This is a genomic window from Pseudomonas sp. A0308 (assembly GCF_044218815.1).
GTDB classification, from domain to species: domain Bacteria; phylum Pseudomonadota; class Gammaproteobacteria; order Pseudomonadales; family Pseudomonadaceae; genus Aquipseudomonas; species Aquipseudomonas iridis.
Window position 1 is genome coordinate 4,660,580 of the sequence record NZ_CP162581.1, and the last position, 25,691, is coordinate 4,686,270.

The window sequence follows — 25,691 nt, forward strand, 5'->3', positions numbered from 1 at the left end:
GAGGTTCATGTGAACAAGTCGTTGCTGGTTGGTGCGGTATTGGGTGCTGTCGGTGTGACTGCCGGGGGTGCTGTTGCCACCTACAGCCTGGTTAAAAGCGGCCCTGAGTATGCGCAAGTATTAGCCGTTGAACCGGTCAAGACACAGATCAAGACGCCACGTGAAGTGTGCAAGGACGTAGCAGTGACCCGGCAGGCGCCGGTCAAGGATCAACACCAGATTCTCGGTACCGCCATCGGTGCCGTAGCGGGTGGTTTGCTGGGTAACCAGATCGGCGGCGGCAACGGCAAGAAGATCGCTACGGTCGCCGGCGCGGTCGGTGGCGGTTATGCCGGTAACAAGGTTCAGGAAGGTATGCAGGGTCGTGACACCTACACCACGACACAGACTCGCTGTAACACCGTAAACGACATCAGTGACAAGGTTGTTGGTTACGACGTGCGTTACTCGCTGGATGGCAAGGAAGGCAAAGTGCGCATGGATCGTGATCCGGGCAACCAGATTCCGGTCGACAAGGAAGGCAAACTGGTCCTGTCGCAGAATGAGCCAGGTCAGTAACGGCCTGGTCGTTTAAAAAGAAGCACCCTTCGGGGTGCTTTTTTTGTGCCCGTATTCTTGTCAGCCGACTGATCTGTCGGTGATCACCAGGAGCTGCCGAAGGCTGCGATCTTTTGATCTTGTTTTTAAAAACCAGAATCAAAAGATCGCAGCCTTCGGCAGCTCCTACAGGGGGGATATTGAATTTCAGGCATAAAAAAAGCACCCCGAAGGGTGCTTTTTTCGTTTCGCGAAAAGCTTAGCGCTTCAGCGACGCCGGCAGGTGCGGCTGGATCGCCGTCAGCACTGCCTTGAAGCATTTGGTGTTGCCGGCAACGATGTGGCCTTTTTCAAGGAAGTCGTGACCACCGGTGAAGTCGCTCACCAGGCCGCCAGCTTCTTGAATCAGCAGGGCGCCTGCAGCCATGTCCCACTCGGACAGGCCCGACTCCCAGAATGCATCGAAACGACCGGCAGCCACGTAAGCCAGGTCGAGGCTCGCCGAGCCAGCACGGCGGATGCCAGCGGTCTGGCCAACCAGAGCGCGGAACATGCCCAGGTAGTTCTCGAGGTTGTCCATCTGGTCGTCACGGAACGGGAAGCCAGTGCCCAGCAGGGCGCCGTCGAGGCTGGTGCGACCGCTGACGCGCAGGCGGCGACCGTTCAGTTGAGCGCCGCGACCACGGCTGGCGGTGAATTCTTCCTGGCGAACCGGGTCCAGAACAACAGCGTGTTCCAGGCGACCGCGATATTTGCAGGCGATGCTGACAGCGAAGTGAGGAATGCCACGCAGGAAGTTGGTGGTGCCGTCCAGCGGATCAATGATCCACAGGTATTCTTCGCCTTCGATGCCGGTACCGGCGTGCATGCCGGTCTCTTCGCCACGGATGGAGTGGTTCGGGTAAGCCTTGCGCAGCGCGTCGATGATTTTCTGCTCGGCGGCGCGGTCCACCTCGGATACATAATCCTTGGCGTCTTTTTCGTCGACCTTGATGGTATCCAGGCGCTCGATGGAGCGGAAGATCAGTTCACTGGCGCTGCGGGCGGCGCGCAGCGCGATATTCAGCATGGGCTGCATGGATGTGTCACCTAAGGTTGTTAAAGAAAGCCGCGCATTCTATCAGAACTTTTCTTCAGGTGAAGGTCGCTGTTCGCTTTCATAGCTTAACGGTAGGCTGTTCTGTAAGATTTGCACCCCTTTCCTGTGTCCGAGAGCGCCTCCCTTGCTGCAGAACATTCGTGTCGTCCTGGTCAATACCAGCCACCCCGGCAACATCGGCGGGGCCGCGCGCGCCATGAAAAACATGGGTCTGTCGCGCTTGGTGCTGGTCGAGCCGCGCCTGTTTCCGCACCACGAGGCCGATGCTCGCGCCTCCGGTGCCGGTGACATCCTTGAAAATGCCCAAGTCGTCGCCACCCTTGAAGATGCCTTGGTCGGTTGCAATCTGGTGCTTGGCACCAGTGCTCGTGACCGCCGTATCCCCTGGCCGCTGCTGGATCCGCGCGAATGCGGAACCAAAGTGGTTGAGGAGGCCGGGCAAGGCGCGCAAATCGCTTTGGTATTCGGTCGTGAAGATTCCGGCCTGACCAATGACGAGCTGCAGCGATGTCACTTTCACGTGCATATCCCCTCCGATCCTGAGTTCAGCTCGCTGAATCTGGGGGCGGCGGTGCAGGTGTTGAGCTATGAAGTGCGTATGGCCTGGCTGGCGGCACAGGGTCAGCCGAGCAAGATCGAGAAAGAAGAAGTGGCCTCGGTGAAAAGCGCCGAGCTGGCGACCATGGATGAGCTGGAGCGATTCTATGAGCATCTGGAGCAGACGCTGGTCGCTATCGAATTCCTCGATCCGGAAAAACCGCGGCACTTGATGGCGCGCCTGCGCCGGTTGTACGGACGCAGCTCGGTCAGCCGGGCGGAAATGAATATATTGCGTGGCATCCTCACGGAAACCCAAAAAGCGGCCCGTGGTGAGCTTCTAAAGCGGAAGGACTGAATGATGTTTGAGCGTTTGCGTGAAGATATCCAGAGCGTATTCCATCGAGACCCGGCGGCGCGTAACGCTTTTGAAGTCCTGACCTGCTACCCCGGCATGCACGCCATCTGGATTCATCGATTGGCAGGCATGCTCTGGCGCAATGAGCTGAAATGGCTGGCGCGATTGGTGTCGAACTTCGGTCGCTGGTTGACCGGGATCGAAATTCATCCGGGCGCCAAGGTCGGTCGGCGTTTTTTCATCGATCACGGTATGGGGATCGTCATTGGCGAAACCGCCGAGATTGGTGATGACGTGACCATTTATCAGGGGGTGACCCTGGGTGGCACGAGCTGGAACAAGGGCAAGCGTCACCCGACACTGGGCGACGGCGTTGTCGTGGGCGCTGGCGCCAAGGTGCTCGGCCCGTTCACGGTCGGTGCCGGTGCCAAGGTCGGCTCCAACGCGGTGGTGACCAAAGAAGTACCGCCGGGCGCTACAGTCGTGGGCATTCCAGGTCGAATCATCGTCAAATCCGATGAGGAGCAGGACGCCAAGCGCAAGGCCATGGCCGAGAAGATCGGTTTCGATGCCTATGGTGTCAGCGAAGACATGCCCGACCCGGTGGCGCGCGCCATCGGTCAGTTGCTCGACCACCTGCAAGCGGTGGACGGGCGGCTGGAAGGTATGTGCGGCGCATTGAAGGATCTGGGCAGTAATTACTGTGCGAAAGATCTGCCTGAGCTGCGCGAAGAAGACTTCGCCTGCGTGAAGGGCAAGGATCAGAGTCAGGCCAGCTAAACCGCACCGTTGCTGTCGCGAGCAGGCTCGCTCCCACGGGGGGCATTCCAGTGTGGGAGCGAGCCTGCTCGCGAAGAACGGTAACGCGGTACCTCTGGCTGTTAACGGCCTGCCTTTGCTATGATGCGCGCGCTCTTTCGCGGGTAAACCCGACTAAAGCACTAGGTCTTATAGTTGACTTAAATACTCGGGAATTGCATACTCGCCCCATTCTGAACTCCGTGGTAATTGTCCATGCGACTGACTACAAAAGGCCGATACGCCGTGACCGCCATGCTTGATCTGGCGTTGCACGCGCAGCACGGGCCGGTGTCCCTGGCCGATATCTCCGAGCGCCAAGGCATTTCCCTGTCCTATCTCGAACAGCTTTTTGCCAAGCTGCGCCGCAGTAACCTGGTTTCCAGCGTTCGCGGTCCGGGTGGTGGCTACCAGTTGTCCCGCGACATGCAGGGCATTCAGGTCGCCCAGGTGATCGACGCGGTGAACGAATCGGTCGATGCCACCAAGTGCGGGGGGCAGGGTGATTGCCATTCCGGCGACACTTGCCTGACACATCATCTGTGGTGCGATCTGAGCCTGCAGATTCACGAATTTCTAAGTGGTATCAGCTTGGCTGATCTTGTGACTCGCCGTGAGGTGCAAGAAGTAGCCCAGCGTCAGGACCAGCGCCGTTGCAACAGCAAGGCGCAACGCCTGGACAAGATTGAAGCGTCCGCCGTCGAATGACAGCCGTAGAGCCAGCGGCACGCCAGCCCTGATTTAGGAGATAGTCCATGAAATTGCCGATTTACCTTGATTACTCTGCGACCACACCGGTCGATCCGCGCGTTGCGCAAAAAATGAGTGAATGCCTGCTGGTCGACGGAAACTTCGGTAACCCGGCGTCCCGTTCCCACGTGTTCGGCTGGAAAGCTGAAGAGTCCGTCGAAAACGCCCGTCGTCAGGTGGCCGATCTGGTCAATGCCGACCCGCGTGAAATCGTCTGGACCTCTGGCGCCACCGAGTCCAACAACCTGGCGATCAAAGGTGCGGCACATTTCTACGCCTCCAAGGGCAAACACCTGATCACCACCAAGATTGAGCACAAGGCTGTCCTCGACACCATGCGCCAACTGGAGCGTGAAGGTTTCGAAGTGACCTACCTCGAGCCGCAGACCGATGGTCTGGTGACTCCGGCAATGATCGAAGCCGCGCTGCGTGAAGACACCATTCTCGTGTCGGCCATGCATGTGAACAACGAAATCGGCACCATCAACGACATCGAAGCCATCGGCGAGATGCTTCGCGCCAAAGGCATCCTGTTCCACGTTGACGCTGCTCAGTCCACCGGCAAGGTCGACATCGACCTGTCGAAACTGAAAGTCGACATGATGTCGTTCTCTGCCCACAAGACCTACGGCCCTAAAGGCATCGGCGCGCTGTACGTGAGCCGCAAGCCGCGTGTGCGCATCGAAGCGACCATGCATGGCGGCGGTCACGAGCGCGGCATGCGTTCCGGTACTCTGGCGACCCACCAGATCGTCGGCATGGGCGAAGCGTTCCGTGTGGCCAAGGAAGACATGGCTGCTGAAAACGTGCGCATCAAAGCCCTGAGCGACCGCTTCTACAAGCAGGTCGAGCATCTGGAAGAGCTGTATGTCAACGGCAGCCTGACTGCCCGCGTTCCGCACAACCTGAACCTGAGCTTCAACTACGTTGAGGGCGAGTCGCTGATCATGGCGCTCAAGGATCTGGCGGTTTCGTCCGGTTCGGCGTGCACCTCGGCATCGCTTGAGCCTTCGTACGTACTGCGCGCCCTGGGCCGCAACGACGAACTGGCACACAGCTCGATCCGCTTCACCTTCGGCCGTTTCACCACCGAAGAAGAAATCGACTACGCCGCGCAGAAAGTCTGCGAGGCCGTTACCAAGCTGCGCACTTTGTCGCCGCTGTGGGACATGTACAAAGACGGCGTCGATATCTCGAAGATCGAGTGGGCGGCACACTAAATATAGAAGCCGCCAGATACAGATCCTGTAGCGACGCGGCGACTGACGCAGCGCAGCTACAGGGCCTCAAGAGCGGCCCTGATGAGTGAGGATTAGAACCATGGCTTACAGCGAAAAGGTCATCGACCACTACGAAAACCCGCGTAACGTCGGCAAGATGAATGCCGAAGACCCGGATGTCGGCACTGGCATGGTTGGCGCACCAGCGTGCGGCGACGTGATGCGTCTGCAGATCAAGGTCAACGATCAGGGCATCATCGAAGATGCCAAGTTCAAGACCTACGGCTGCGGTTCGGCAATCGCCTCCAGCTCCCTCGCTACCGAGTGGATGAAGGGCAAGACCCTGGACGAAGCCGAAACCATCAAGAACACCCAGCTGGCCGAAGAACTGGCCCTGCCGCCAGTGAAAATTCACTGCTCGGTACTCGCTGAAGACGCTATCAAGGCGGCTGTTCGCGATTACAAGCAGAAGAAAGGCTTGATCTGACTTTCAGGATTTGGCGACGAGTAAGGAGTCACCGATGGCTATCAGCATGACAGAAGCGGCTGCTCGACACGTGCGGCGCTCCCTCGACGGGCGCGGCAAAGGTGAAGGGATTCGTCTGGGTGTTCGCACCACAGGTTGTTCCGGCCTTGCCTACGTGCTGGAGTTTGTCGACGAGGTGGTTGCAGAGGATCAGGTGTTCGAAAGTCACGGCGAAAAAGTGATTATCGACCCGAAAAGCCTGGCCTACCTGGACGGCACCGAGCTCGATTTCGTCAAGGAAGGGTTGAACGAAGGCTTCAAGTTCAACAACCCCAACGTACGCGGTGAGTGTGGCTGCGGCGAAAGCTTCAACATCTGAGGCTTGTCGTGGGTACTCCTTGTCATTTCGCTTTATTCGAGCTGCAACCGAGCTTCCGTCTGGATCTCGAGCAGTTGGCCACGCGCTACCGTGAGTTGGCGCGTGGTGTTCATCCTGACCGCTTTGCCGATGCTTCCGAGCGCGAGCAGCGGTTGGCGCTTGAGCAATCTGCCGGCCTCAACGAGGCTTATCAGGTGCTTAAGAGCCCGCCCCAGCGTGCGCGCTACCTGCTGAAGGTCAGTGGGCATGAAGTGCCGATGGAAGTCACGGTCCATGATCCCGAGTTTCTTTTGCAGCAGATGCAATGGCGCGAAGAGCTCGAAGACCTCCAGGACAGTGCCGATCTCGACGGCGTCGCGGTATTCAAGCGTCGCTTGAAAGTGGCCCAGGAAGAACTCAACGAAAGTTTTGCAGCCTGTTGGGACGATGCAGCGCAACGTGATCAGGCCGAACGCCTGATGCGGCGCATGCAGTTCCTCGACAAGCTGACCTACGAAGTGCGCCAGTTAGAAGAGCGCCTCGACGATTAACCCAGTGCCGCTCCGGTCGCACGCCTGATATACAGATAAGTCCTGATCACGATGGCCCTACTGCAGATCGCCGAACCCGGCCAAAGTCCTCAACCGCACCAGCGTCGCCTGGCTGTGGGGATCGACTTGGGTACTACCAATTCGCTGGTCGCTGCGTTGCGCAGTGGTCTTTCCGAGCCGCTGGCCGACGCAAACGGGCAGGTCATCCTGCCGTCTGCCGTGCGTTACCACTCCGACCGTGTCGAAGTCGGCGAGTCGGCCAAACTGGCTGCCGCTTCCGATCCTTTGAACACTGTGCTGTCGGTCAAGCGCTTGATGGGTCGTGGTCTTTCCGACGTCAAGCAATTGGGCGAGCAACTGCCATACCGCTTTGTCGGCGGCGAATCGCACATGCCGTTCATCGATACCGTGCAGGGCCCGAAAAGCCCTGTCGAAGTCTCCGCCGAAATCCTCAAAGTGTTGCGCCAGCGTGCTGAAGCGACCTTGGGTGGCGAACTGGTTGGCGCGGTGATCACCGTTCCGGCGTATTTCGACGATGCTCAGCGCCAGGCCACCAAGGATGCGGCCCAATTGGCCGGTCTGAACGTGCTGCGCCTGCTCAATGAGCCGACCGCGGCCGCTGTGGCTTACGGTCTGGATCAGCACGCCGAAGGCCTGGTCGCGATCTATGACCTGGGCGGCGGTACTTTCGATATATCGATTCTGCGTCTGACTGGCGGTGTGTTTGAAGTTCTCGCCACTGGCGGCGACAGCGCGCTGGGCGGCGATGATTTCGATCATGCGATTGCCAGCTGGATCATCGAGAGCGCGGGCCTGTCCGCCGATCTCGATCCAGGCGCGCAACGTAATCTGCTGCAAACCGCTTGCGCGGCCAAAGAAGCCCTGACCGATGCGGCCAGTGTTGAAGTTGCCTACGGCGACTGGAAAGCACAGCTGACCCGCGAAGCCTTCGATGCACTGATCGAGCCGATGGTCTCTCGCAGCCTGAAAGCCTGCCGCCGTGCTGTTCGTGATTCCGGCATCGAGCTGGAAGACGTGCATGCCGTGGTCATGGTCGGCGGTTCGACTCGCGTCCCGCGCGTTCGCGAAGCGGTTGCCGAAGCCTTTGGTCGTGAGCCGTTGACCGAAATCGACCCGGATCAAGTGGTGGCCATCGGTGCCGCGATCCAGGCCGATACGTTGGCTGGCAACAAGCGCGATGGCGGCGAACTGCTGCTGCTCGACGTGATTCCGCTGTCCCTGGGGCTGGAAACCATGGGCGGTCTGATGGAGAAGGTGATTCCGCGCAACACCACCATCCCCGTCGCCCGTGCTCAGGACTTCACCACTTACAAAGATGGCCAGTCGGCAATGGCGATTCACGTGCTGCAAGGCGAGCGTGAGTTGATCAGTGACTGCCGCTCGCTGGCGCGTTTCGAATTGCGTGGCATTCCAGCGATGGTCGCGGGTGCGGCGAAGATTCGCGTGACCTTCCAGGTCGACGCTGACGGTCTGCTCAGCGTTTCCGCCCGCGAACTCGGTTCGGGCGTTGAGGCGAGCATTCAGGTCAAGCCTTCCTACGGTCTGACCGACGGCGAAATCGCCAAGATGCTCAAGGACTCGTTCCAGCACGCCAATGACGACAAGGTCGCTCGCGTTCTGCGTGAACAGCAAGTCGATGCCCGGCGTCTGATCGAAGCCGTGCAGGGTGCTCTTGAGGTGGATGGCGAGCGTTTGCTTGACGCCGAAGAGCGCATGGTTATCGACCTGCAATTGCAGGAACTGGCCGAACTGATGAAAGGTACCGATGGTTACGCCATCGAGCAGCAGACCAAGCGTCTGTCGCAAGTGACCGATGCTTTTGCTGCCCGCCGCATGGATTTGACGGTGAAAGCCGCTCTGTCGGGGCGCAATCTGAATGAAATCGAGGATATCTGATGCCGCAGGTCATTTTTCTGCCCCACGACAAGTTCTGCCCTGAGGGTATGGTGGTCGAGGCTGCGCCCGGCACATCGATTCTTGAACTGGCCCACGAACACCACATCGAGATGGAAAGTGCTTGCGGCGGCGTCTGCGCCTGCACCACTTGTCACTGCATCATTCGCGAGGGTTTCGACTCGATGGAAGAGGCTGACGAGCTGGAAGAAGACTTCCTTGATCGTGCCTGGGGTCTGGAAGCGCAATCGCGACTGGCCTGTCAGGCTATCGTGGGTGAAGAAGACATCACCGTCGAGATTCCGAAATATTCGCTTAACCATGCGGCCGAAGCGCCGCACTGACTGGTAAGACTGTCATGAGCTACGGTTGGAATGATGTTCAACGTATTGCAGAAGAGCTGGCCGAGGCCCACCCCGGTATCGATCCGTATTCTGTTGGTTTCGTCCGTCTGCAGCAGATGATCATGAATCTGCCTGACTTTGATGACACCTCTGGTCGCGTTGGCGAGAAAGTACTGGAAGCGGTTCAGACGCTCTGGGCCGAAGAATTGGACTGATCGTCCTCGCAGGTTAGGCAATACCCAAGAACCCGCGTATAATTCGCGGGTTTAATTTTTCACAAATTACCGTTTCTGGAGTTACACCATGGCTGTTCAACGCACTTTCTCCATCATCAAGCCTGACGCTGTTGCAAAAAACGTCATCGGCGAAATCACCACTCGTTTCGAAAAAGCCGGCCTGCGCGTTGTAGCTTCGAAACTGAAGCAACTGTCCAAAGCTGAAGCTGAAGGCTTCTACGCTGAGCACAGCGCTCGTGGTTTCTTCGGCGACCTGGTTTCCTTCATGATCTCCGGTCCTGTTGTTGTTCAGGTTCTGGAAGGCGAAAACGCTATCGCTCTGAACCGTGAGCTGATGGGCGCTACCAACCCTAAAGAAGCTGCTGCCGGTACCATCCGCGCTGATTTCGCTGATTCCATCGACGCCAACGCTGTTCACGGTTCGGACTCCGAAGCCGCAGCTGCTCGTGAAATCTCGTACTTCTTCGCAGCTACTGAAGTAACCACTCGCTAAGCATTGGCTTAAGAGTGAAGGTGAATCCATGACTACATCGACTGTTAAAACCAACCTGCTGGGTCTGACCCAGCCGGAAATGGAAAAATTCTTCGACTCAATCGGGGAGAAGCGTTTCCGTGCCGGTCAGGTAATGAAATGGATTCACCACTTTGGCGTCGATGATTTCGACGCCATGACGAACGTCAGCAAGGCCTTGCGCGACAAGCTCAAGGTTATTGCCGAGGTCCGTGGTCCCGAAGTTGTCAGCGAGGACATCTCCACCGACGGCACCCGTAAGTGGGTGGTGCGCGTGGCGTCCGGCAGCTGTGTCGAGACCGTGTACATTCCCCAGGGCAAACGCGGCACGTTGTGCGTTTCGTCCCAGGCAGGCTGTGCCCTGGACTGCAGTTTCTGCTCCACCGGCAAGCAAGGCTTCAATAGCAACCTCACCGCCGCCGAAGTCATCGGTCAGGTGTGGATTGCCAACAAATCTTTCGGCAGCGTCCCGGCGACCGTCGACCGTGCCATCACCAACGTGGTGATGATGGGCATGGGTGAGCCGCTGCTGAACTTCGATAACGTCGTCGCCGCCATGCATCTGATGATGGATGACCTCGGCTACGGGATCTCCAAGCGCCGCGTGACCCTGTCCACGTCGGGTGTGGTGCCGATGATCGATGAGCTGTCCAAGCACATCGACGTATCCCTGGCGTTGTCCCTGCACGCACCGAATGACGCATTGCGTAACCAATTGGTGCCGATCAACAAGAAATATCCGCTTAAGATGCTGCTCGAGTCGTGCCAGCGCTACATGTCGTCCCTGGGCGAGAAGCGCGTGCTGACCATCGAGTACACCTTGCTCAAGGACATCAACGACAAAGTCGAGCATGCCGTTGAGATGGTCGAGTTGCTGAAAGACATTCCATGCAAGATCAATCTGATTCCGTTCAACCCGTTCCCGCACTCCGGGTACGAGCGGCCTAGCAACAATGCTATCCGCCGGTTCCAGGATCAACTGCATCAGGCAGGCTTCAACGTCACTGTGCGCACCACCCGTGGTGAAGACATCGACGCGGCTTGTGGACAATTGGTAGGACAGGTGCTGGATCGCACCCGTCGCAGCGAACGTTACATTGCCGTGCGGGAATTGAACGCCGACGGCGATCTGGCGCAGAACGCCGCGAATACAAACTAAGAGAGGATCTCTATGTCCCTGCGCTTTGCGCTGCTGTTGCTGTTGGCCAGCCTGAGTGCTGGCTGTGTCCTGTCGGGTGACTACAACCCGATGAAGACCAGCAAGGGCCGCGATGAAGCGCGAGCCGCTTATGTGCAGTTGGGGCTGGGGTATTTGCAGCAGGGCATGACCGAGCGCGCCAAGGTGCCGCTGAAAAAGGCCCTTGACCTGGACAGCTCTGACCCGGACGCCAATGCTGCGCTCGGACTGGTATTCCAGGCCGAGATGGAGCCTGCACTTGCTGACGAACACTTCCGCAAGGCCTTGTCTTCACGTCCCGCCGATGCCCGCACCCTCAACAACTACGGCAGTTTTCTCTACGAAGAGCAGCGATACAAGGAAGCCTACGAGCGTTTTGAACAGGCCGCCGCCGATACCCTGTATCCTGAGCGCTCGCGCGTATTCGAGAGCCTCGGCATGACGGCGGCAAAGCTCGGCCAGCGTGATCTGGCGCAGCAGCAACTGGAAAAAGCCCTGCGGTTGAATCGTCAACAACCGCGCGCATTGCTGGAAATGGCTGAGTTGTCCTTCGAAGACAGGCATTATGTGCCCGCACGTGACTATTACGACCGTTTCAGCCTGCTAACCGAACAAAATGCACGTAGTCTATTGCTCGGCGTTCGGCTGGCGAAAGTGTTTGAAGATCGCGACAAGGCAGCCAGTTATGGCCTGCAATTAAAACGACTCTATCCCGGTACGCCGGAATATCAGCAATACCTGTCGGAGCAATGATGAAAGCGGCGCATCCCGAAGTTGTAGCAGCGAATCGCGTTAACCCCGGTGAGACCTTGCGCCAGGCCCGCGAAAGCAATGGCTGGTCGCTGGCCGAAGTGGCCCTCAAGCTCAACCTCACCGTGACGTCCCTGAGCAATCTTGAAGCCGGCGCTTTCGACAAGCTGCCGGGGCACACCTTCGCTCGCGGCTATATTCGCGCCTATGCCAAGTTGCTCGGCATGGACCAGACCGCTCTGGTTCAGCAATTTGACCAGTCCACCGGCACCGATTCCCAGGGCAGCAACGTGCATGCGCTGGGTCGTATCGAAGAGCCGGTGCGGGTTTCCCACACCATTTTGCGCATCGTCAGCCTGCTGTTGCTGATCGCGGTCATCGGTGGCGGTTTCGTCTGGTGGCAGGATCAGACTTCGCAGCGCACCAAAGACCTGACCAGCCTCGCCCCTGAGCACGTCGAAGTCGAAGGCGCCGACGGCACCACGCAGATTCACCCGATTGACGAGCCGGAAGACCAGGCCGTTGCCGAAGGTCAGGCCGAAGGCACGACTGATTTGGCGTTGCCGCAATCGGAAACCACCGCTGAATCCACTGGCGCCGAGCCTGCTGCTCCGGCAACCGCTCCAGCAGCACCGGCCGCGACGCCAACTGCACCGGTTCACACGCCGGCTCCGGTTGTCGCTGCGCCGGCCACGCCGACAGCGAATGTTCCGGCTACTCCTGCGCCGACCGTTGCCGCTCCGGTGGCTCCTGCGACGCCAGCGCCAACCGCGCAAGCGGCTGCGCCAGTTGCGGGTCAAGGTCAGGTTTCTGTGCAATTCGTTGCTGATTGCTGGACGCAAGTCGCCGATGGCACCGGCAAGATTCTGTTCAGTGGCCTCAAGCGTAAAGGCGATAGTCTGTCTGTTGCCGGCAAACCACCGTTTGCCGTACGACTGGGCTATGCCCGTGGCGCACAGGTCAGCTACAACGGCCAGTCGGTCGATATCGCTCCGTTCACCAGTGGCGAGACTGCTCGCCTGAAGTTGGGTCAATAAGTCATGCACGGCGAATCTCCAATCAAACGTCGCGTTTCGCGCAAGATCTGGGTCGGCAACGTACCGGTAGGCGGCGATGCGCCTATCGCTGTGCAGAGCATGACCAACAGCGACACCAATGACGTAGCCGCCACCGTTGCGCAAATCAATCGTCTGGAAGCGGCCGGCGTCGACATCGTTCGCGTTTCGGTGCCGGACATGGACGCCGCCGAGGCATTCGGCAAGATCAAGCAATTGGTCAAGGTGCCGCTGGTTGCCGACATTCACTTCGACTACAAGATCGCTCTGCGCGTAGCCGAACTGGGTGTGGACTGCCTGCGTATCAACCCGGGCAACATCGGTCGCGAAGATCGCGTGCGTGCAGTGGTTGATGCTGCTCGTGACCGCGGTATCCCGATTCGTATCGGCGTCAACGCCGGCTCGCTGGAAAAAGACCTGCAAAAGAAATACGGCGAGCCAACTCCGGCGGCGCTGGTCGAATCCGCCCTGCGCCACGTTGAGCACCTCGAACGCCTGAATTTCCAGGACTTCAAAGTCAGTGTGAAGGCCTCCGACGTGTTCATGGCCGTCGAAGCCTACCGCTTGCTGGCGAAAGAAATCGTCCAGCCGCTGCACCTGGGCATCACCGAAGCGGGTGGATTGCGTTCTGGCACGGTGAAATCCGCCGTGGGCCTAGGTATGCTGCTCGCCGAGGGGATTGGCGATACTATCCGCATCTCGCTGGCGGCCGACCCGGTCGAGGAAGTGAAGGTCGGTTACGACATTCTCAAGTCTTTGCATTTGCGTTCCCGTGGCATCAACTTCATCGCCTGCCCGAGCTGCTCGCGGCAGAACTTCGATGTGGTCAAGACCATGAACGAGCTGGAAGGGCGCCTTGAAGACCTGCTGGTGCCGCTGGATGTCGCGGTGATCGGTTGTGTAGTCAACGGCCCCGGCGAAGCCAAGGAAGCCCACATCGGCTTGACCGGCGGCACGCCAAACCTGATTTACATCGACGGCAAGCCGGCGCAGAAACTGACGAATGAAAATCTGGTGGATCACCTGGAAAAGCTGATCCGCCAGAAAGCGGCCGAAAAGGTCGAAGCTGACGCAGCGGTTATCGCGCGCGGCTGAGCCTACAGAGCCGAACGAATTTAAGGATTTAAAGTGAGCAAGTCATTGCAAGCCATTCGTGGCATGAACGACATCCTGCCCGAACAGACCCCGCTGTGGCGTTATTTCGAGGGCACTGTTGCGCGTCTGCTGGATAACTACGGTTACAAGCAGATCCGCATGCCGATCGTCGAGTTCACCGAGCTGTTCAAACGCTCGATCGGTGAAGTGACCGACATCGTCGAAAAAGAGATGTACACCTTCGAAGACCGCAACGGCGACTCCCTGACCCTGCGTCCGGAAGGCACCGCTGCGTGTGTACGTGCTGTGCTTGAGCACGGCATCACTGGCGGTGGTCAGGTGCAGAAACTCTGGTACATCGGGCCGATGTTCCGCCACGAGCGTCCGCAGAAAGGCCGCTATCGCCAGTTCCACCAGATCGGTCTGGAGGTGTTCAACCTCGACGGTCCGGACATCGACGCCGAGCTGATCACCATGACCTGGCGCCTGTGGGGCGAGCTGGGTATCCGTGATGCGGTCAAACTCGAACTCAACAGCCTCGGCACCAGCGAGTCCCGTGGTCGCTACCGTGAAGCGCTGGTCGAGTATCTCTCGGCGCATCACGACAAGCTCGACGAAGACAGCCAGCGTCGCCTGAAAACCAACCCGCTGCGCGTGCTCGACACCAAAAATGCCGACACTCAGGCCGTGCTGGTCGATGCGCCGAAAATGGCCGACTACCTGGACGACGAGTCCCGTGCACACTTTGAAGGCTTGAAGGCCCGTCTGGATGCCGTCGGCATTCCGTACGTGCTCAACCCGAAGCTGGTACGCGGCCTCGATTACTACAGCAAAACCGTTTTCGAATGGGTCACCGACAAGCTCGGCGCCCAGGGCACTGTTTGCGCGGGCGGTCGTTACGACGGCCTGGTCGAGCAGATGGGCGGCAAGCCGACCACCGGCGTTGGTTTCGCCATGGGCATCGAACGTCTGGTGCTGATGCTCGAGACCCTCGAGCAGATCCCGGAAGAAATTTCCCGTCAGGTCGACGTCTACCTCTGCGCCTTTGGTGAAGAAGCCGAGCTGGCGGGTCTGGCTCTGGCCGAGCGTGTACGTGATCAGCTTCCAAACCTGCGTCTGCAAGTCAATGCCGGCGCTGGCAGCTTCAAAAGCCAGTTCAAGAAGGCCGACAAGAGCGGTGCGCTGTACGCACTGATCCTCGGTGACGACGAAATGGCCCAGCAAGTGGTAGGTTTCAAACCCCTGCGTGGCCAGGGCGAACAACAAAGCATTGCCTGGGATGCGCTTGCCGCTCACCTGGCCACCTGCGTCGTGCAGGGTTGAAGCTGTCTTAACAGCCGAATTAGCGATTAAGGAGTATTGGGGTGTCGAGTACCGAAGACGAACAGTTGGCGGATTTGAAGGACTGGTGGACACGCAACGGCAAACCTCTGGTCACCGGCGGCCTGTTGGCGCTGGTTATCGTGTTCGGCTGGCAGGCTTATCACAAATATCAGGACAACCAGTCGCAAGGCGCCTCGGTGCTCTATCAGCAACTGCTGGAAACCACGCTGACGCCTGACGGCAAGCCTGATGCTGCCCGCGTTGCGGATCTGGCTGGCAAGCTCAAGAGCGAATTCGGCGGCACTGCCTATGCGCAGTACGGCAGCCTGTTCGTGGCCAAGGTTGCAGTCGACAGCGGCAAGCTGGACGACGCCGCGACCGAACTCAAAACCATCGTCGACAAACCGGCCAATCCGGCGCTGGGCGAAATCGCCCGTCAGCGTCTGGCGCAGGTGCTGGGCGCGCAGGACAAGGCGGATGACGCTCTGAAACTGCTCGACGGCGACGCCGACACGGCGTTCCTGGCCACTCGCGAAGAACTCAAGGGCGACCTGCTGGTGAAGCTGGGCCGTACCGACGACGCGAACAAGGCGTATCAAAAAGCCAAGGCGGCACTGTCGGATGAAGCGGCGGTCGGTGGCCTTCAAATCAAGCTCGACGACCTGGCTAAAGGGGATGCGTGACGTGATCCGTTGGAAGCATGCAGCATTGCTGGCTCTGGCCATTTTGGCCGCGGGTTGCAGCAGCAACAGCAAAAAAGAATTGCCACCGGCCGAGCTGACCGACTTCAAAGAAGAAGTGGTTCTGCAAAAGCAGTGGAGTCGTTCGATCGGTGACGGTCAGGGCGAAACCTACAACATGCTGGTACCGGCGATCGACGGTGACACCATCTACGCGGCCGATGTGACCGGCGTGGTAATGGCCATGGATCGCAGCAACGGCGACGTGAAGTGGGATCAGGATCTTGAACTGCCTGTCTCCGGCGCCGTTGGCGTCGGTTACGGTCTGGTTCTGATTGGTACGCTGCGTGGCGAAGTCGTCGCTCTGGACACCATCAACGGTGAAGAGAAGTGGCGTGCTCGCGTCAACAGTGAAGTCCTCGCGCCGCCGGCCAACAACGGCGACGTGGTAGTGGTGCAGACTCAGGACGATCGTTTGATCGGTCTGGATGCTTCCACCGGTACCCAACGCTGGGTGTATGACAGCACTCCAGCCGTGCTGACCCTGCGTGGCACCAGCGCACCGCTCGTGACCAACCGCCTCGCGGTGGCTGGCCTGTCGACCGGTAAAGTTGTCGCCCTGGATATTTCCAATGGCGTTCCGGTGTGGGAACAACGCATCGCGATTCCACAGGGTCGTTCGGAACTGGAGCGCGTGGTCGACATCGACGGCGGTCTGCTGCTGTCCGGCGGCACGCTGTACGTTGCCAGCTATCAGGGTCGCGTTGCGGCACTGGATCTGGAAAGCGGTCGTCAATTGTGGCAGCGCGATGCGTCGAGCTACGCCGGTATTGCTCAAGGTTTCGGCAGCGTTTACGTGAGCCTGTCTTCGGGCACCGTTGAAGGCGTCGACGAGCGTTCTACCACGGCTTTGTGGAGCAACGATTCGCTGGCTCGCCGCCAGCTGTCGGCTCCGGAAGTGTTCTCCAGCTATGTTGCAGTAGGTGACCTGGAAGGTTATCTGCATTTGCTGAGTCAGGTTGACGGTCGTTTCGTCGGCCGTGAGCGCATCGACAGCGACGGCCTGCGTGCTCGTCCGCTGGTGGTGGGGGACACGATTTATGTGTATGGCAACAGCGGCAAACTGGAAGCCCTGACCATCAAGTAACAACTATGCTTGGGGATAACACCCCAGGCAGCTTCACTTGTGGGAGTGAACCTGTTCACCCCGCAGTGTTGCCCCGAGCACCAGCCGCTGCCTCGCAGCGGCTTTTGTATTTTCTGAAATAACGAAGTGGAGAGCCGCATGGTTCCCGTAATCGCCCTGGTGGGCCGACCGAACGTCGGCAAGTCCACCTTGTTCAACCGCCTGACCAGGACTCGCGACGCCATCGTCGGCGACTTGTCCGGTCTGACCCGTGATCGCCAGTACGGTGAGGCCAAGTGGCAAGGGCGTTCCTACATTCTGGTCGACACCGGTGGTATCTCCGGTGACGAGCACGGTATGGACGAAAAAATGGCCGAGCAGTCGCTGCTGGCCATTGAAGAAGCAGATGTTGTGCTGTTCCTGGTAGATGCCAAGGCCGGTTTCACCGCCGCCGACCAGATGATCGCCGAACACCTGCGCAAACGTAACAAGTGTTCCTACGTGGTTGCCAACAAGGTCGACAACATCGACCCGGAAATGGCCCGCGCTGAATTTGCTCCGTTGGGCATGGGCCACGCGATTCCTATCGCCGGTGCTCACGGCCGTGGCATCACTCAGATGCTGGAAATCGCCCTGGGTGAATTCCCGAGAGACGAAGAAGAGCCGGAAGACGGCGAAGAAGAAGTCGTTGCCGAAGGCGAGGAAGCCAAGCGCATTCCTGGCCCGAGCGAAAAAGACGGCATCAAGATCGCCATCATCGGTCGTCCGAACGTTGGCAAATCGACTCTGGTTAACCGCATGCTCGGTGAAGACCGGGTAATCGTTTATGACCAGCCCGGCACCACCCGCGACAGTATCTACATCCCGTTCGAACGGAATGAAGAGAAGTACACGCTGATCGACACCGCTGGTGTGCGCAAGCGCGGCAAGATTCACGAAGAAGTCGAAAAATTCTCCGTGGTCAAAACCCTGCAGGCAATCAAAGACGCCAACGTGGTGATCTTCGTGATGGACGCCCGCGAAGGTGTGGTCGATCACGACCTCAACCTGCTGGGCTTCGCCATCGAGTCGGGTCGTGCGCTGGTGATCGCGATCAACAAGTGGGACGGCATGACGCCGAGCGAGCGCGACTTCGTGAAAGTCGAACTTCAGCGTCGCCTGTTCTTCGTTGACTATGCCGACATCCACTTCATCTCGGCACTGCACGGCACTGGCGTGGGCAACCTCTACGCTTCCGTACAGAACTCGTTCAAGTCGGCGGTCACCCGCTGGCCGACCAACCGTCTGACCCAGATTCTGGAAGACGCGGTTGGCGAACACGCGCCACCGATGGTCAACAACCGCCGGATCAAGCTGCGTTACGCCCACTTGGGTGGTGCGAACCCGCCGATCATCGTGATCCACGGTAACCAGATCGAGAAAGTGCCGAAGTCGTACGTGCGCTATCTGGAAAACACTTACCGCCGTGTGCTGAAGCTGGTCGGTACGCCGATCCGCATCGAGTTCAAGGGCGGCGAGAACCCGTACGAAGGCAACAAAAACACCCTGACCGACCGCCAGGTCAACAGGAAGCGTCGGATGATGTCGCACAGCAAGAAAGCCGACAAGAAACGCCGCGACAAAAAATAAAGCAGCTGCCAGTTTTTAGCTGCAAGCTTCAAGTAAAAGCAAAAAGGGCTCTTTTCAGAGCCCTTTTTTGTGTCCGACAGTTTGATGCTTGAAACTTGCGGCTTACAGCTTGAAACTTGCAGCTCACCTGCAAGGGGCTACCGATGATCACCAGTAAGCTGCCGAATGTCGGCATCACGATTTTCACGCAGATGTCTCAGCTCGCGGCGCAGACCGGCGCCATCAACCTGTCCCAGGGTTTTCCTGATTTCGACGGCCCGCAGTCTCTGCGCGATGCGGTAGGTCGGCACATTGCCAGTGGCCATAACCAGTATTCGCCGATGGCCGGCCTGCCAGCGCTGCGCGAGCAGATCGCGGCGAAGATCGCTCGCAGCTACGGCGTGAAGGTGGATGCCGAACATGAAGTGACCGTGACGCCCGGCGCGACACAGGCGATCTTCTGTGCAATTCAGGCAGTTATCCACAGCGGCGACGAAGTCATCGTGTTTGACCCGTGCTACGACAGTTACGACCCCGCGACGCAATTGGCTGGCGGTCGCTGCGTGCATGTGCAACTGAGCCCCGACGATTTCTCCATCGATTTCGACAAGCTTGCCGCCGCCCTGAGCCCGCGCACCCGCATGATCGTCCTCAACACCCCACACAACCCGAGTGGTGCGCTGATCAGCCGCGCTGAACTGGATCAATTGGCGGCGTTGATTCGCGATCGCGACATCTATCTGATCAGCGATGAAGTCTACGAACACCTGGTGTTCGACGGTGTGCCGCATGTCAGCGTGCTGGCTCATGAAGAGCTGTATCAGCGCGCCTTCGTGGTCAGTTCGTTCGGCAAGACGTACCACGTTACTGGCTGGAAAACCGGTTATGTCGTCGCGCCGCCGGCCCTGACGGCTGAACTGCGTAAAGTGCATCAGTACGTCAGTTTCTGCGGCGTCACGCCGCTGCAATACGCCTTGGCCGATTACATGGCCGAGCACCCGGAGCATGTCGAAGAGCTGCCGGCGTTTTATCAGGCCAAGCGCGATCTGTTCTGTGATTTGCTGGCACCGTCGCGATTCACCTTTAACCGGGTTGCCGGCACCTATTTCCAGCTGGTCGATTACTCGCAGATTCGTCCTGACCTGAACGACGTCGAGATGGCCCTGTGGATGACTCGCGAGCACGGCGTGGCGAGTATTCCGATCTCGGTGTTCTACCAGAGCCCACCTGAAGGCCAGCGCCTCGTGCGCCTGTGCTTTGCCAAACGCGAGGAGACGCTGCGCGAAGCGGCGGCAAAACTATGCGTGATCTGAGTGCATTACCTGACCTTAATCTGGCGCTGATCCAGACCAGTCTGGCGTGGCACGACCGCCAGGCCAACTTCGAACATTTCGAGGTGTTGCTGGAACAGGCGCGTGGGGCGGACCTGATTATCCTGCCGGAGATGTTCACCACTGGCTTCTCCATGGAGTCGGAAACCCTCGCTGAAGCCGAGAATGGTCCGACCAGCAAATGGCTGCGGCTTCAGGCCGCCAGGCTCGATGCGGTCATCACCGGCAGCGTGATCATCCAGGCGGCAGACGGCAGCCATCGCAATCGCCTGCTGTGGGCGCGGCCGGACGGTGAAGTGCTGCATTACGACAAGCGTCACCTGTTCCGCATGGCCGGCGAACACAACCACTACACGCCCGGTGAGCGGCAGGTGCAGTTCGAACTCAAGGGTTGGCGAATTCGTCCGCTGATTTGCTACGACTTGCGTTTCCCGGTGTGGAGCCGTGATGCGCAGGACACCGATCTGCTCCTGTACACCGCCAACTGGCCGGGCGCACGGCGTCTGCACTGGAATCGGTTGTTACCGGCGCGCGCCATCGAAAACCTCTGTTACGTGGCAGCGGTGAATCGCGTTGGCACCGACGGCAAAGGTTTTGCCTACACCGGCGACAGCCAGGTGCTGGATTTTCAGGGCGAGTCTTTGCTGGCGGCGGGGGAGGCGGACGGGGTGTTCAAGGCTGTGCTGGAAGCGGCACCACTGGCGGCTTATCGCGAAAGATTCCCGGCCAATCTGGATGCCGACACCTTCGAATTCACCTGAAATTCAAGCGGTGACGGGGAGGGCCCTTTCGCGAGCAGGCTCGCTCCCACATTGGAATGCGATCCTCCTGTGGGAGCGAGCCTGCTCGCGAAGGTGGCTTTGAAATCTGCACAAAAATGTCAGGCAAAAAAAGGCCCCGAAGCTTTCACTTCGGGGCCTTTTGCGTTTCAGCGGTGGATTAAGCCGCTTTCGCTTCCGGCTGGCTCAACGAGCGATTCAACGCACTGAACAGTGCCTTGAAGCTGGCAGTGGTGATGTTTTCATCGATACCCACGCCGTGCACCGCTCGTTCGCCGTTCACGCGCAGCTCAATGTAAGCCGCCGCTTTGGCGTTGGTGCCCGCGCCAATCGCGTGTTCGTTGTAGTCCATGATCTCCACCGGAATCGGCAAGCCGGCCACCAGTGCTTCCAGCGCACCGTTGCCCTTGCCGCGCCAATGAAGGTTGGTTTCGCCCTGACCCTTGCTCGCCACTTCAACTTCGACGGCACTGTTGCCGTTTTCTTCCTGCAGACGATGGCTGACCAGCGCATAAGGGGTGTTGGCTTGCAGGTACTCGCTGATCAACAACGAGTGGATCTGCTTGGCTGTCATCTCAAGGCCCAGGCGATCGGTTTCACGCTGTACCACCTGGCTGAATTCGATCTGCATGCGACGCGGCAGGCTGATGCCATATTCCTGCTCCAGCAAGTAGGCAATGCCACCCTTGCCCGACTGGCTGTTGACGCGAATCACCGCCTCATAGCTGCGGCCAATATCGGCCGGGTCGATCGGCAAGTACGGCACTTCCCACAGGGCATCTGGTTTCTGCTGGGAGAAGCCTTTGCGGATCGCGTCCTGGTGGGAACCGGAGAATGCGGTGTGGACCAGATCGCCAACGTACGGGTGACGTGGGTGAACCTGAATCTGGTTGCACTCTTCAACGACTTTGCGCACGCCGTCGATGTCGGAGAAGTCCAGCTGAGGATCGAGGCCCTGGGTGTACATGTTCAGCGCGACGGTAACGAGATCGACGTTGCCGGTACGCTCGCCGTTACCGAATAGGCAGCCTTCGACGCGATCGGCGCCAGCCATCAGGCCCAGCTCGGTGGCGGCCACGCCGGTGCCACGGTCGTTGTGGGTGTGCAGGCTGATGATCACGCTGTCACGACGGTTGATGTTGCGACCGAACCATTCGATCTGGTCGGCATAGATGTTCGGCGTCGCGCACTCAACAGTGGCCGGCAAGTTGAGGATCATTTTGTGCTCAGGCGACGGGTTCCAGACCTCGATCACTGCATCACAGACTTCCTTGGCAAATTCCAGTTCGGTGGCGCTGAAGGTTTCCGGCGAGTATTCGAAAGTCCACTCGGTGTCCGGCTGCATGGCGGCGTATTTGACGAACAGCTTGGCCGCGTTTACCGCGATGGCCTTGATGCCTTCCTTGTCTTGGTTGAAGACGATGCGACGGAAAGAAGGCGAGGTGGCGTTGTACAGGTGAACGATGGCTTTCTTCGCGCCGCGCAAGGATTCGAATGTGCGCTCGATCAGGTCTTCACGGCCCTGGGTCAGCACCTGAATGGTGGTGTCGTCCGGGATGTGGCCTTCTTCAATCAGGGTACGCACGAAGTCGAAGTCGGTTTGCGAAGCCGCCGGGAACGAGGCTTCGATTTCCTTCACGCCCACTTGCACGAGGGTTTTCCAGAAACGCAGCTTTTTCACCGCGTCCATCGGCTCGATCAGCGACTGGTTGCCGTCACGCAGGTCGGAGCTGCACCAGATCGGCGCGGTATCGATGGTTTTCGACGGCCAGGTGCGATCAGGCAAGTTGATGACGGGGAACGCGCGGTATTTCGAGGACGGATCTTTGAGCATGCTCATCGGGAAATTCCTTATTGTCTGGGCCGAAAAGAGGCGGCCTGCCGGTACAACGAATGTGTTGGGAAAAGCGTAGGACGAGGCGCCGCGATTCAGCCTGGCAGTCGTGCGCTGACGAGGCACAGGCTGCGGTGCTGGCGAAGCTGAATAAGGGTGTGAGAGGTTTTCATGCTTTCAACCCTAACCGCGAGGACAGAGGTTGGCAAGCGGTCGAAAAAAATTGAGAGGAATACTCGAAAAGACGGGTTTTGCGCGATTTTATTGTTTGTAAGTTGCCGGATCGTTTTGATGTTTGCGCGAGGTTTGGTTGGGGCGCAATTGAGGGTGATGTGTTATTCCAGAATATTTCGGTGACAGTGAGTCCGTCATCGCGGGCGAGCCACGCTCCCACAGAGATTAGTGGTGTACACAACATTCATATTTACCTCGAACCCTGTGGGAGCGGGCTTGCCCGCGATGAGGCCGGTAGCCTCATCACATAACTCAGGGCTGAAACGCACCAATGAAAATCGCCGGATCCACCCGCGCATCATTCAGACTGATGTTCCAGTGCATATGCGGCCCGGTCGCCCGACCAGTCGAGCCGACCTTGCCAACCACTGCCCCACGAGCCAGCTGATCGCCAACCTTCACGTCGATTTTCGACATATGGCAGAACATGCTGATAAAGCCCTGGCCATGATCGACAAACACCGTATTGCCGTTGAAAAAGTAATTGCCGGTCAGGATCACTTTGCCCCCGGCCGGGGTCTTGATCGGCGTGCCGGCCGGTACGGCGAAATCGAGGCCGGCGTGAGGATTGCGTTCTTCACCGTTGAAGAACCGGCGCACGCCGAACTTGCTCGACAACGGCCCGTTGACCGGTTTGTCCAGCAGCAGATTGCTTGGAATGTTCGGGCTGAAGCTGCGATAAGCCTTGATCTGCTCGGCCAACTCGCCCTCGATGCGCTTGAGGTTGGCCGGGTTCGGATTGACCTGCTGAGTGTTCTTCAGGGTGATGCGCTGTTCCGGGTATTTTTTGCTGCCAACGGTGAATGGCAAGGTTCGACCGCCACTGCTGATCTGCTGTGCGCCAGGCTTGACCGTCAACGGCACACCGACAATCGCCAGCCAGTTGTTCTGTTCTTTCACCACAAGCACTGGTTTGCCCTGATATGTGGCTTTCGGCGCCTGAGCAGCAGCGCCAAGATCAACCACGGCCACGCCGCCGGGCACCGGTTTGTTGAGCAGCCGGGTGATGTAACTGTCGGCGTGGGCATTGAAGGTCAGGCAGAGCAAAAACAATGGAGCCAGAAAACGCGGCATGGATCAGTCCAGTAAAGAAAGGGTGACGGGCGTCAGGTGGTTGTCTTCGACGCGCACTTGCAGTTCGCCTTCGCCGAGTTTGGCTTTCAGGCGCTGGCCGGTGTGTGTCTGCGCGGCGTTGCGAATCGCGTTGCCGCGCTCGTCGAGCAAAATGCTGTAACCGCGACCGAGGGTTGCCAGCGGGCTGACCACATGCAGCGTCTGCATCTGACTTTGCAATTGCAGTCGACGGTTTTTCAGACCTTCGCGCATGGCCCGGGGCAGACGTTCGGCGAGGCTGTCGAGGCGCTGGCGCAACATCGCCAGTTGCCGTCCCGGATGTTGTCCGGCGAGGCGGGTTTCCAGACGGATCAGACGTTCGCGGCGGGTATTGAGCTGGCGCTCGAAAGCCCGGCGCATGCGCATATCCAGATCATCCAGGCGCTGAGCCTGCTGGCGCAGACGTTCGCCGGGATGACGCAAACGACGAGCCATGCCTTCCAGGCGCAAGCGATCGCGCATCAAGCGGTCACGCATACGCATCACCAAACGACGATGCAGGCTTTCGACCTGACGGATCAGATGACTGGAGTCGGGGGCGAGCAACTCGGCGGCAGCGGAAGGTGTTGGCGCACGCATGTCGGCGACAAAGTCGCTGATCGACACATCGGTTTCATGGCCGACGGCGCTGACGATTGGCGTCACGCAGGCATCGACCGCACGGGCCACGGCTTCTTCGTTGAAGCACCAGAGGTCTTCCAGTGAGCCACCGCCACGGGCGAGGATCAATGCGTCAAAGCCGCGCGCGTCCGCCAGTTTCAAGGCGCGGACGATTTGCGCGGTGGCTTCGCGGCCCTGTACGGCGGTCGGGATCAACGTCAGCTGCACTTGTGGCGCCCGGCGGCGGAACACGCTGATGATGTCGCGGATCACCGCACCGGTCGGCGAGCTGATGATGCCGATGCGCTGTGGATGGGCCGGCAGCGGCACTTTGCGTTCGGCACTGAACAGACCTTCGGCGCTGAGCTTTTCCTTCAGCGCGTCGAAGGCCAGGCGCAACGCACCGTCACCGGCCGGTTCCACGGTGTCGAGTATCAATTGATAGTCGCCACGGCCCTCGAACAGCGAGACCTTGCCGCGCACCTTCACCGCCAAACCGTCCTTCAACGCCTGACGCACCCGAGCGGCGTTCTGCCGAAACAGTGCGCAGCGCACCTGAGCACCGCTGTCCTTGAGGGTGAAATAGATGTGGCCGGACGCCGGACGGGCGAGGTTGGAGATTTCGCCCTCGACCCAGATGTTACTGAACACGTCTTCAAGCAACACCCGCGCGCGGCCGTTGAGCTGGCTGACGGTCAGGACTTCACGGTCCAGGCCAAGTCTTGCAAAGGGATCTTTAATCATGGGGCGCAGTTTAAAGGCATTCGCCGGTGAATGTCTGGAGGAAGTGTTGGATCAAAGGTGTGGGATTTTGCCTATAGGCGAGGGCGACGGTGCTGTTGCAATCGGCATCCGAGGGAAGGAATCTTACGCCGATGGGGGCGCTGTCCTGAATCAACAGCAAAAATCGAATGGTTGCGGCTGCTGCCGTGCATGGCGGTGGGCTGTTTGCAATCGCAGGTGTGTATGCCGAGCTACCCTTGTTGATGCTGGCGCTGTGTCTGTTGCCGGCCATGGCATTGGGATTGTGGACTGGTCGGCGGCTGACGATGCGTTTGTCCCGCGAGGCATTTGTGCGACTGGTGATGTGGCTGGTGCTGGCAAGCGGGATTGCGTTGATCGTGCGCTACTTCAGCACTTGACCGGATTTCGTCAGGGATTAAGCTGCCGGCCGCACTGACGCCATCGCGGGCAAGTCGAATCGGCGCACCGATGCTCCCACAGTGATTTGAGTCGATCACAATGTTTGTATTCGCCTCAGACCCCGGGGGGAGTGGGCTTGCCCGCGATGGCGGTGGAGTGAGCAC

26 protein-coding genes and 2 pseudogenes are annotated in these 25,691 nt (G+C 59.1%); 23 read left to right on the forward strand and 5 right to left on the reverse strand.

The annotated features are described in order from the left end of the window. Nucleotides 1–9 precede the first annotated feature (9 nt). Nucleotides 10–558, forward strand: a complete 549-nt coding sequence (locus tag AB4P92_RS21675; protein WP_042560935.1) for a glycine zipper 2TM domain-containing protein — start codon at nucleotides 10–12, stop codon at nucleotides 556–558. A gap of 238 nt (nucleotides 559–796) precedes the next feature. Here the strand turns inward: AB4P92_RS21675 and suhB are convergent, their stop codons facing one another. Beyond that, complete coding sequence (suhB, locus tag AB4P92_RS21680) at nucleotides 797–1,615, reverse strand: inositol-phosphate phosphatase (protein WP_008084666.1); 819 nt, start codon at nucleotides 1,613–1,615, stop codon at nucleotides 797–799. Between the two features lie 145 nt (nucleotides 1,616–1,760). Between suhB and trmJ the strand changes: the two genes are divergently transcribed. The 21 genes from trmJ to AB4P92_RS21785 all read left to right on the forward strand — a co-directional run bounded on the left by trmJ (nucleotide 1,761) and on the right by AB4P92_RS21785 (nucleotide 20,585). Then, complete coding sequence (trmJ, locus tag AB4P92_RS21685) at nucleotides 1,761–2,531, forward strand: tRNA (cytosine(32)/uridine(32)-2'-O)-methyltransferase TrmJ (protein WP_042560934.1); 771 nt, start codon at nucleotides 1,761–1,763, stop codon at nucleotides 2,529–2,531. Nucleotides 2,532–2,534: 3 nt separating this feature from the next. Continuing rightward, nucleotides 2,535–3,311 carry a serine O-acetyltransferase gene (gene cysE, locus AB4P92_RS21690; RefSeq protein WP_025109222.1) on the forward strand — a complete coding sequence of 259 codons (777 nt, stop codon included), beginning with the start codon at nucleotides 2,535–2,537 and terminating at the stop codon, nucleotides 3,309–3,311. Between the two features lie 234 nt (nucleotides 3,312–3,545). After that, nucleotides 3,546–4,037 (forward strand): Fe-S cluster assembly transcriptional regulator IscR, encoded by a 492-nt coding sequence (gene iscR, locus AB4P92_RS21695; protein ID WP_042560933.1) that lies wholly within the window; start codon nucleotides 3,546–3,548, stop codon nucleotides 4,035–4,037. A gap of 47 nt (nucleotides 4,038–4,084) precedes the next feature. Continuing rightward, on the forward strand, nucleotides 4,085–5,299 hold the full coding sequence (locus AB4P92_RS21700) for an IscS subfamily cysteine desulfurase (RefSeq protein WP_047303011.1): 1,215 nt from the start codon (nucleotides 4,085–4,087) through the stop codon (nucleotides 5,297–5,299). Nucleotides 5,300–5,399: 100 nt separating this feature from the next. Beyond that, a complete protein-coding gene (iscU, locus tag AB4P92_RS21705) occupies nucleotides 5,400–5,786 on the forward strand; it encodes a Fe-S cluster assembly scaffold IscU (RefSeq protein ID WP_042560931.1) in 387 nt (128 codons plus the stop codon). 34 nt (nucleotides 5,787–5,820) lie between these two features. After that, nucleotides 5,821–6,144, forward strand: coding sequence for an iron-sulfur cluster assembly protein IscA (iscA, locus tag AB4P92_RS21710; RefSeq protein WP_003227904.1), 324 nt, complete (start codon nucleotides 5,821–5,823; stop codon nucleotides 6,142–6,144). A gap of 8 nt (nucleotides 6,145–6,152) precedes the next feature. Next, nucleotides 6,153–6,674: a co-chaperone HscB gene (gene hscB / locus AB4P92_RS21715; RefSeq protein WP_042560930.1), complete on the forward strand. Its 522-nt coding sequence runs from the start codon at nucleotides 6,153–6,155 to the stop codon at nucleotides 6,672–6,674. A gap of 51 nt (nucleotides 6,675–6,725) precedes the next feature. Continuing rightward, on the forward strand, nucleotides 6,726–8,591 hold the full coding sequence (hscA, locus tag AB4P92_RS21720) for a Fe-S protein assembly chaperone HscA (RefSeq protein ID WP_395598143.1): 1,866 nt from the start codon (nucleotides 6,726–6,728) through the stop codon (nucleotides 8,589–8,591). Then, nucleotides 8,591–8,932: an ISC system 2Fe-2S type ferredoxin gene (fdx, locus tag AB4P92_RS21725; RefSeq protein WP_042560928.1), complete on the forward strand. Its 342-nt coding sequence runs from the start codon at nucleotides 8,591–8,593 to the stop codon at nucleotides 8,930–8,932. The genes hscA and fdx overlap by 1 nt, the downstream gene beginning before the upstream one ends. 14 nt (nucleotides 8,933–8,946) lie before the next feature. After that, nucleotides 8,947–9,147 carry a Fe-S cluster assembly protein IscX gene (gene iscX / locus AB4P92_RS21730; protein ID WP_042560927.1) on the forward strand — a complete coding sequence of 67 codons (201 nt, stop codon included), beginning with the start codon at nucleotides 8,947–8,949 and terminating at the stop codon, nucleotides 9,145–9,147. 88 nt (nucleotides 9,148–9,235) lie between these two features. Beyond that, on the forward strand, nucleotides 9,236–9,661 hold the full coding sequence (ndk, locus tag AB4P92_RS21735) for a nucleoside-diphosphate kinase (protein ID WP_042560926.1): 426 nt from the start codon (nucleotides 9,236–9,238) through the stop codon (nucleotides 9,659–9,661). A 28-nt stretch (nucleotides 9,662–9,689) separates the two neighbouring features. Next, entirely contained in the window at nucleotides 9,690–10,838 is a 1,149-nt protein-coding gene (gene rlmN / locus AB4P92_RS21740) for a 23S rRNA (adenine(2503)-C(2))-methyltransferase RlmN (RefSeq protein WP_042560925.1), read from the forward strand. Between the two features lie 12 nt (nucleotides 10,839–10,850). After that, nucleotides 10,851–11,609 carry a type IV pilus biogenesis/stability protein PilW gene (gene pilW, locus AB4P92_RS21745; protein WP_042560924.1) on the forward strand — a complete coding sequence of 253 codons (759 nt, stop codon included), beginning with the start codon at nucleotides 10,851–10,853 and terminating at the stop codon, nucleotides 11,607–11,609. Further along, complete coding sequence (locus AB4P92_RS21750) at nucleotides 11,609–12,643, forward strand: RodZ family helix-turn-helix domain-containing protein (RefSeq protein ID WP_042560923.1); 1,035 nt, start codon at nucleotides 11,609–11,611, stop codon at nucleotides 12,641–12,643. The genes pilW and AB4P92_RS21750 overlap by 1 nt, the downstream gene beginning before the upstream one ends. Nucleotides 12,644–12,646: 3 nt before the next feature. Then, nucleotides 12,647–13,756, forward strand: coding sequence for a flavodoxin-dependent (E)-4-hydroxy-3-methylbut-2-enyl-diphosphate synthase (gene ispG, locus AB4P92_RS21755; protein ID WP_042560922.1), 1,110 nt, complete (start codon nucleotides 12,647–12,649; stop codon nucleotides 13,754–13,756). Between the two features lie 33 nt (nucleotides 13,757–13,789). Then, nucleotides 13,790–15,079, forward strand: coding sequence for a histidine--tRNA ligase (gene hisS / locus AB4P92_RS21760; RefSeq protein ID WP_016984369.1), 1,290 nt, complete (start codon nucleotides 13,790–13,792; stop codon nucleotides 15,077–15,079). A gap of 41 nt (nucleotides 15,080–15,120) precedes the next feature. Next, nucleotides 15,121–15,762 carry a tetratricopeptide repeat protein gene (locus tag AB4P92_RS21765; protein ID WP_042560920.1) on the forward strand — a complete coding sequence of 214 codons (642 nt, stop codon included), beginning with the start codon at nucleotides 15,121–15,123 and terminating at the stop codon, nucleotides 15,760–15,762. Further along, the gene (gene bamB, locus AB4P92_RS21770) at nucleotides 15,755–16,906 is read left to right on the forward strand and encodes an outer membrane protein assembly factor BamB (protein WP_042560919.1); all 1,152 of its coding nucleotides are present in this window, start codon (nucleotides 15,755–15,757) and stop codon (nucleotides 16,904–16,906) included. The genes AB4P92_RS21765 and bamB overlap by 8 nt, the downstream gene beginning before the upstream one ends. 138 nt (nucleotides 16,907–17,044) lie before the next feature. Beyond that, nucleotides 17,045–18,514 (forward strand): ribosome biogenesis GTPase Der, encoded by a 1,470-nt coding sequence (der, locus tag AB4P92_RS21775; RefSeq protein ID WP_042560918.1) that lies wholly within the window; start codon nucleotides 17,045–17,047, stop codon nucleotides 18,512–18,514. A gap of 143 nt (nucleotides 18,515–18,657) precedes the next feature. Then, complete coding sequence (locus AB4P92_RS21780) at nucleotides 18,658–19,806, forward strand: pyridoxal phosphate-dependent aminotransferase (RefSeq protein WP_395598144.1); 1,149 nt, start codon at nucleotides 18,658–18,660, stop codon at nucleotides 19,804–19,806. Further along, on the forward strand, nucleotides 19,794–20,585 hold the full coding sequence (locus AB4P92_RS21785; RefSeq protein ID WP_042560916.1) for an amidohydrolase: 792 nt from the start codon (nucleotides 19,794–19,796) through the stop codon (nucleotides 20,583–20,585). The genes AB4P92_RS21780 and AB4P92_RS21785 overlap by 13 nt, the downstream gene beginning before the upstream one ends. Nucleotides 20,586–20,763: 178 nt before the next feature. Here AB4P92_RS21785 and leuA read toward each other — a convergent pair whose 3' ends face one another. From leuA to AB4P92_RS21805, 4 genes and pseudogenes are all read right to left on the reverse strand, one after another. Continuing rightward, on the reverse strand, nucleotides 20,764–22,443 hold the full coding sequence (leuA, locus tag AB4P92_RS21790; protein ID WP_042560915.1) for a 2-isopropylmalate synthase: 1,680 nt from the start codon (nucleotides 22,441–22,443) through the stop codon (nucleotides 20,764–20,766). A 480-nt stretch (nucleotides 22,444–22,923) separates the two neighbouring features. After that, nucleotides 22,924–23,745 (reverse strand): M23 family metallopeptidase, encoded by an 822-nt coding sequence (locus AB4P92_RS21795; protein WP_042560914.1) that lies wholly within the window; start codon nucleotides 23,743–23,745, stop codon nucleotides 22,924–22,926. 3 nt (nucleotides 23,746–23,748) lie between these two features. After that, on the reverse strand, nucleotides 23,749–25,128 hold the full coding sequence (gene xseA / locus AB4P92_RS21800; protein ID WP_395598145.1) for an exodeoxyribonuclease VII large subunit: 1,380 nt from the start codon (nucleotides 25,126–25,128) through the stop codon (nucleotides 23,749–23,751). 10 nt (nucleotides 25,129–25,138) lie between these two features. Next, nucleotides 25,139–25,279: pseudogene (locus tag AB4P92_RS21805) on the reverse strand (LysR family transcriptional regulator); the annotation flags it as partial. 43 nt (nucleotides 25,280–25,322) lie between these two features. On the opposite strand from AB4P92_RS21805, the pseudogene AB4P92_RS21810 reads away from it, so the two are divergent. Further along, nucleotides 25,323–25,526, forward strand: a pseudogene (locus tag AB4P92_RS21810) (sulfite exporter TauE/SafE family protein); the annotation flags it as partial. Nucleotides 25,527–25,691 lie beyond the last annotated feature (165 nt).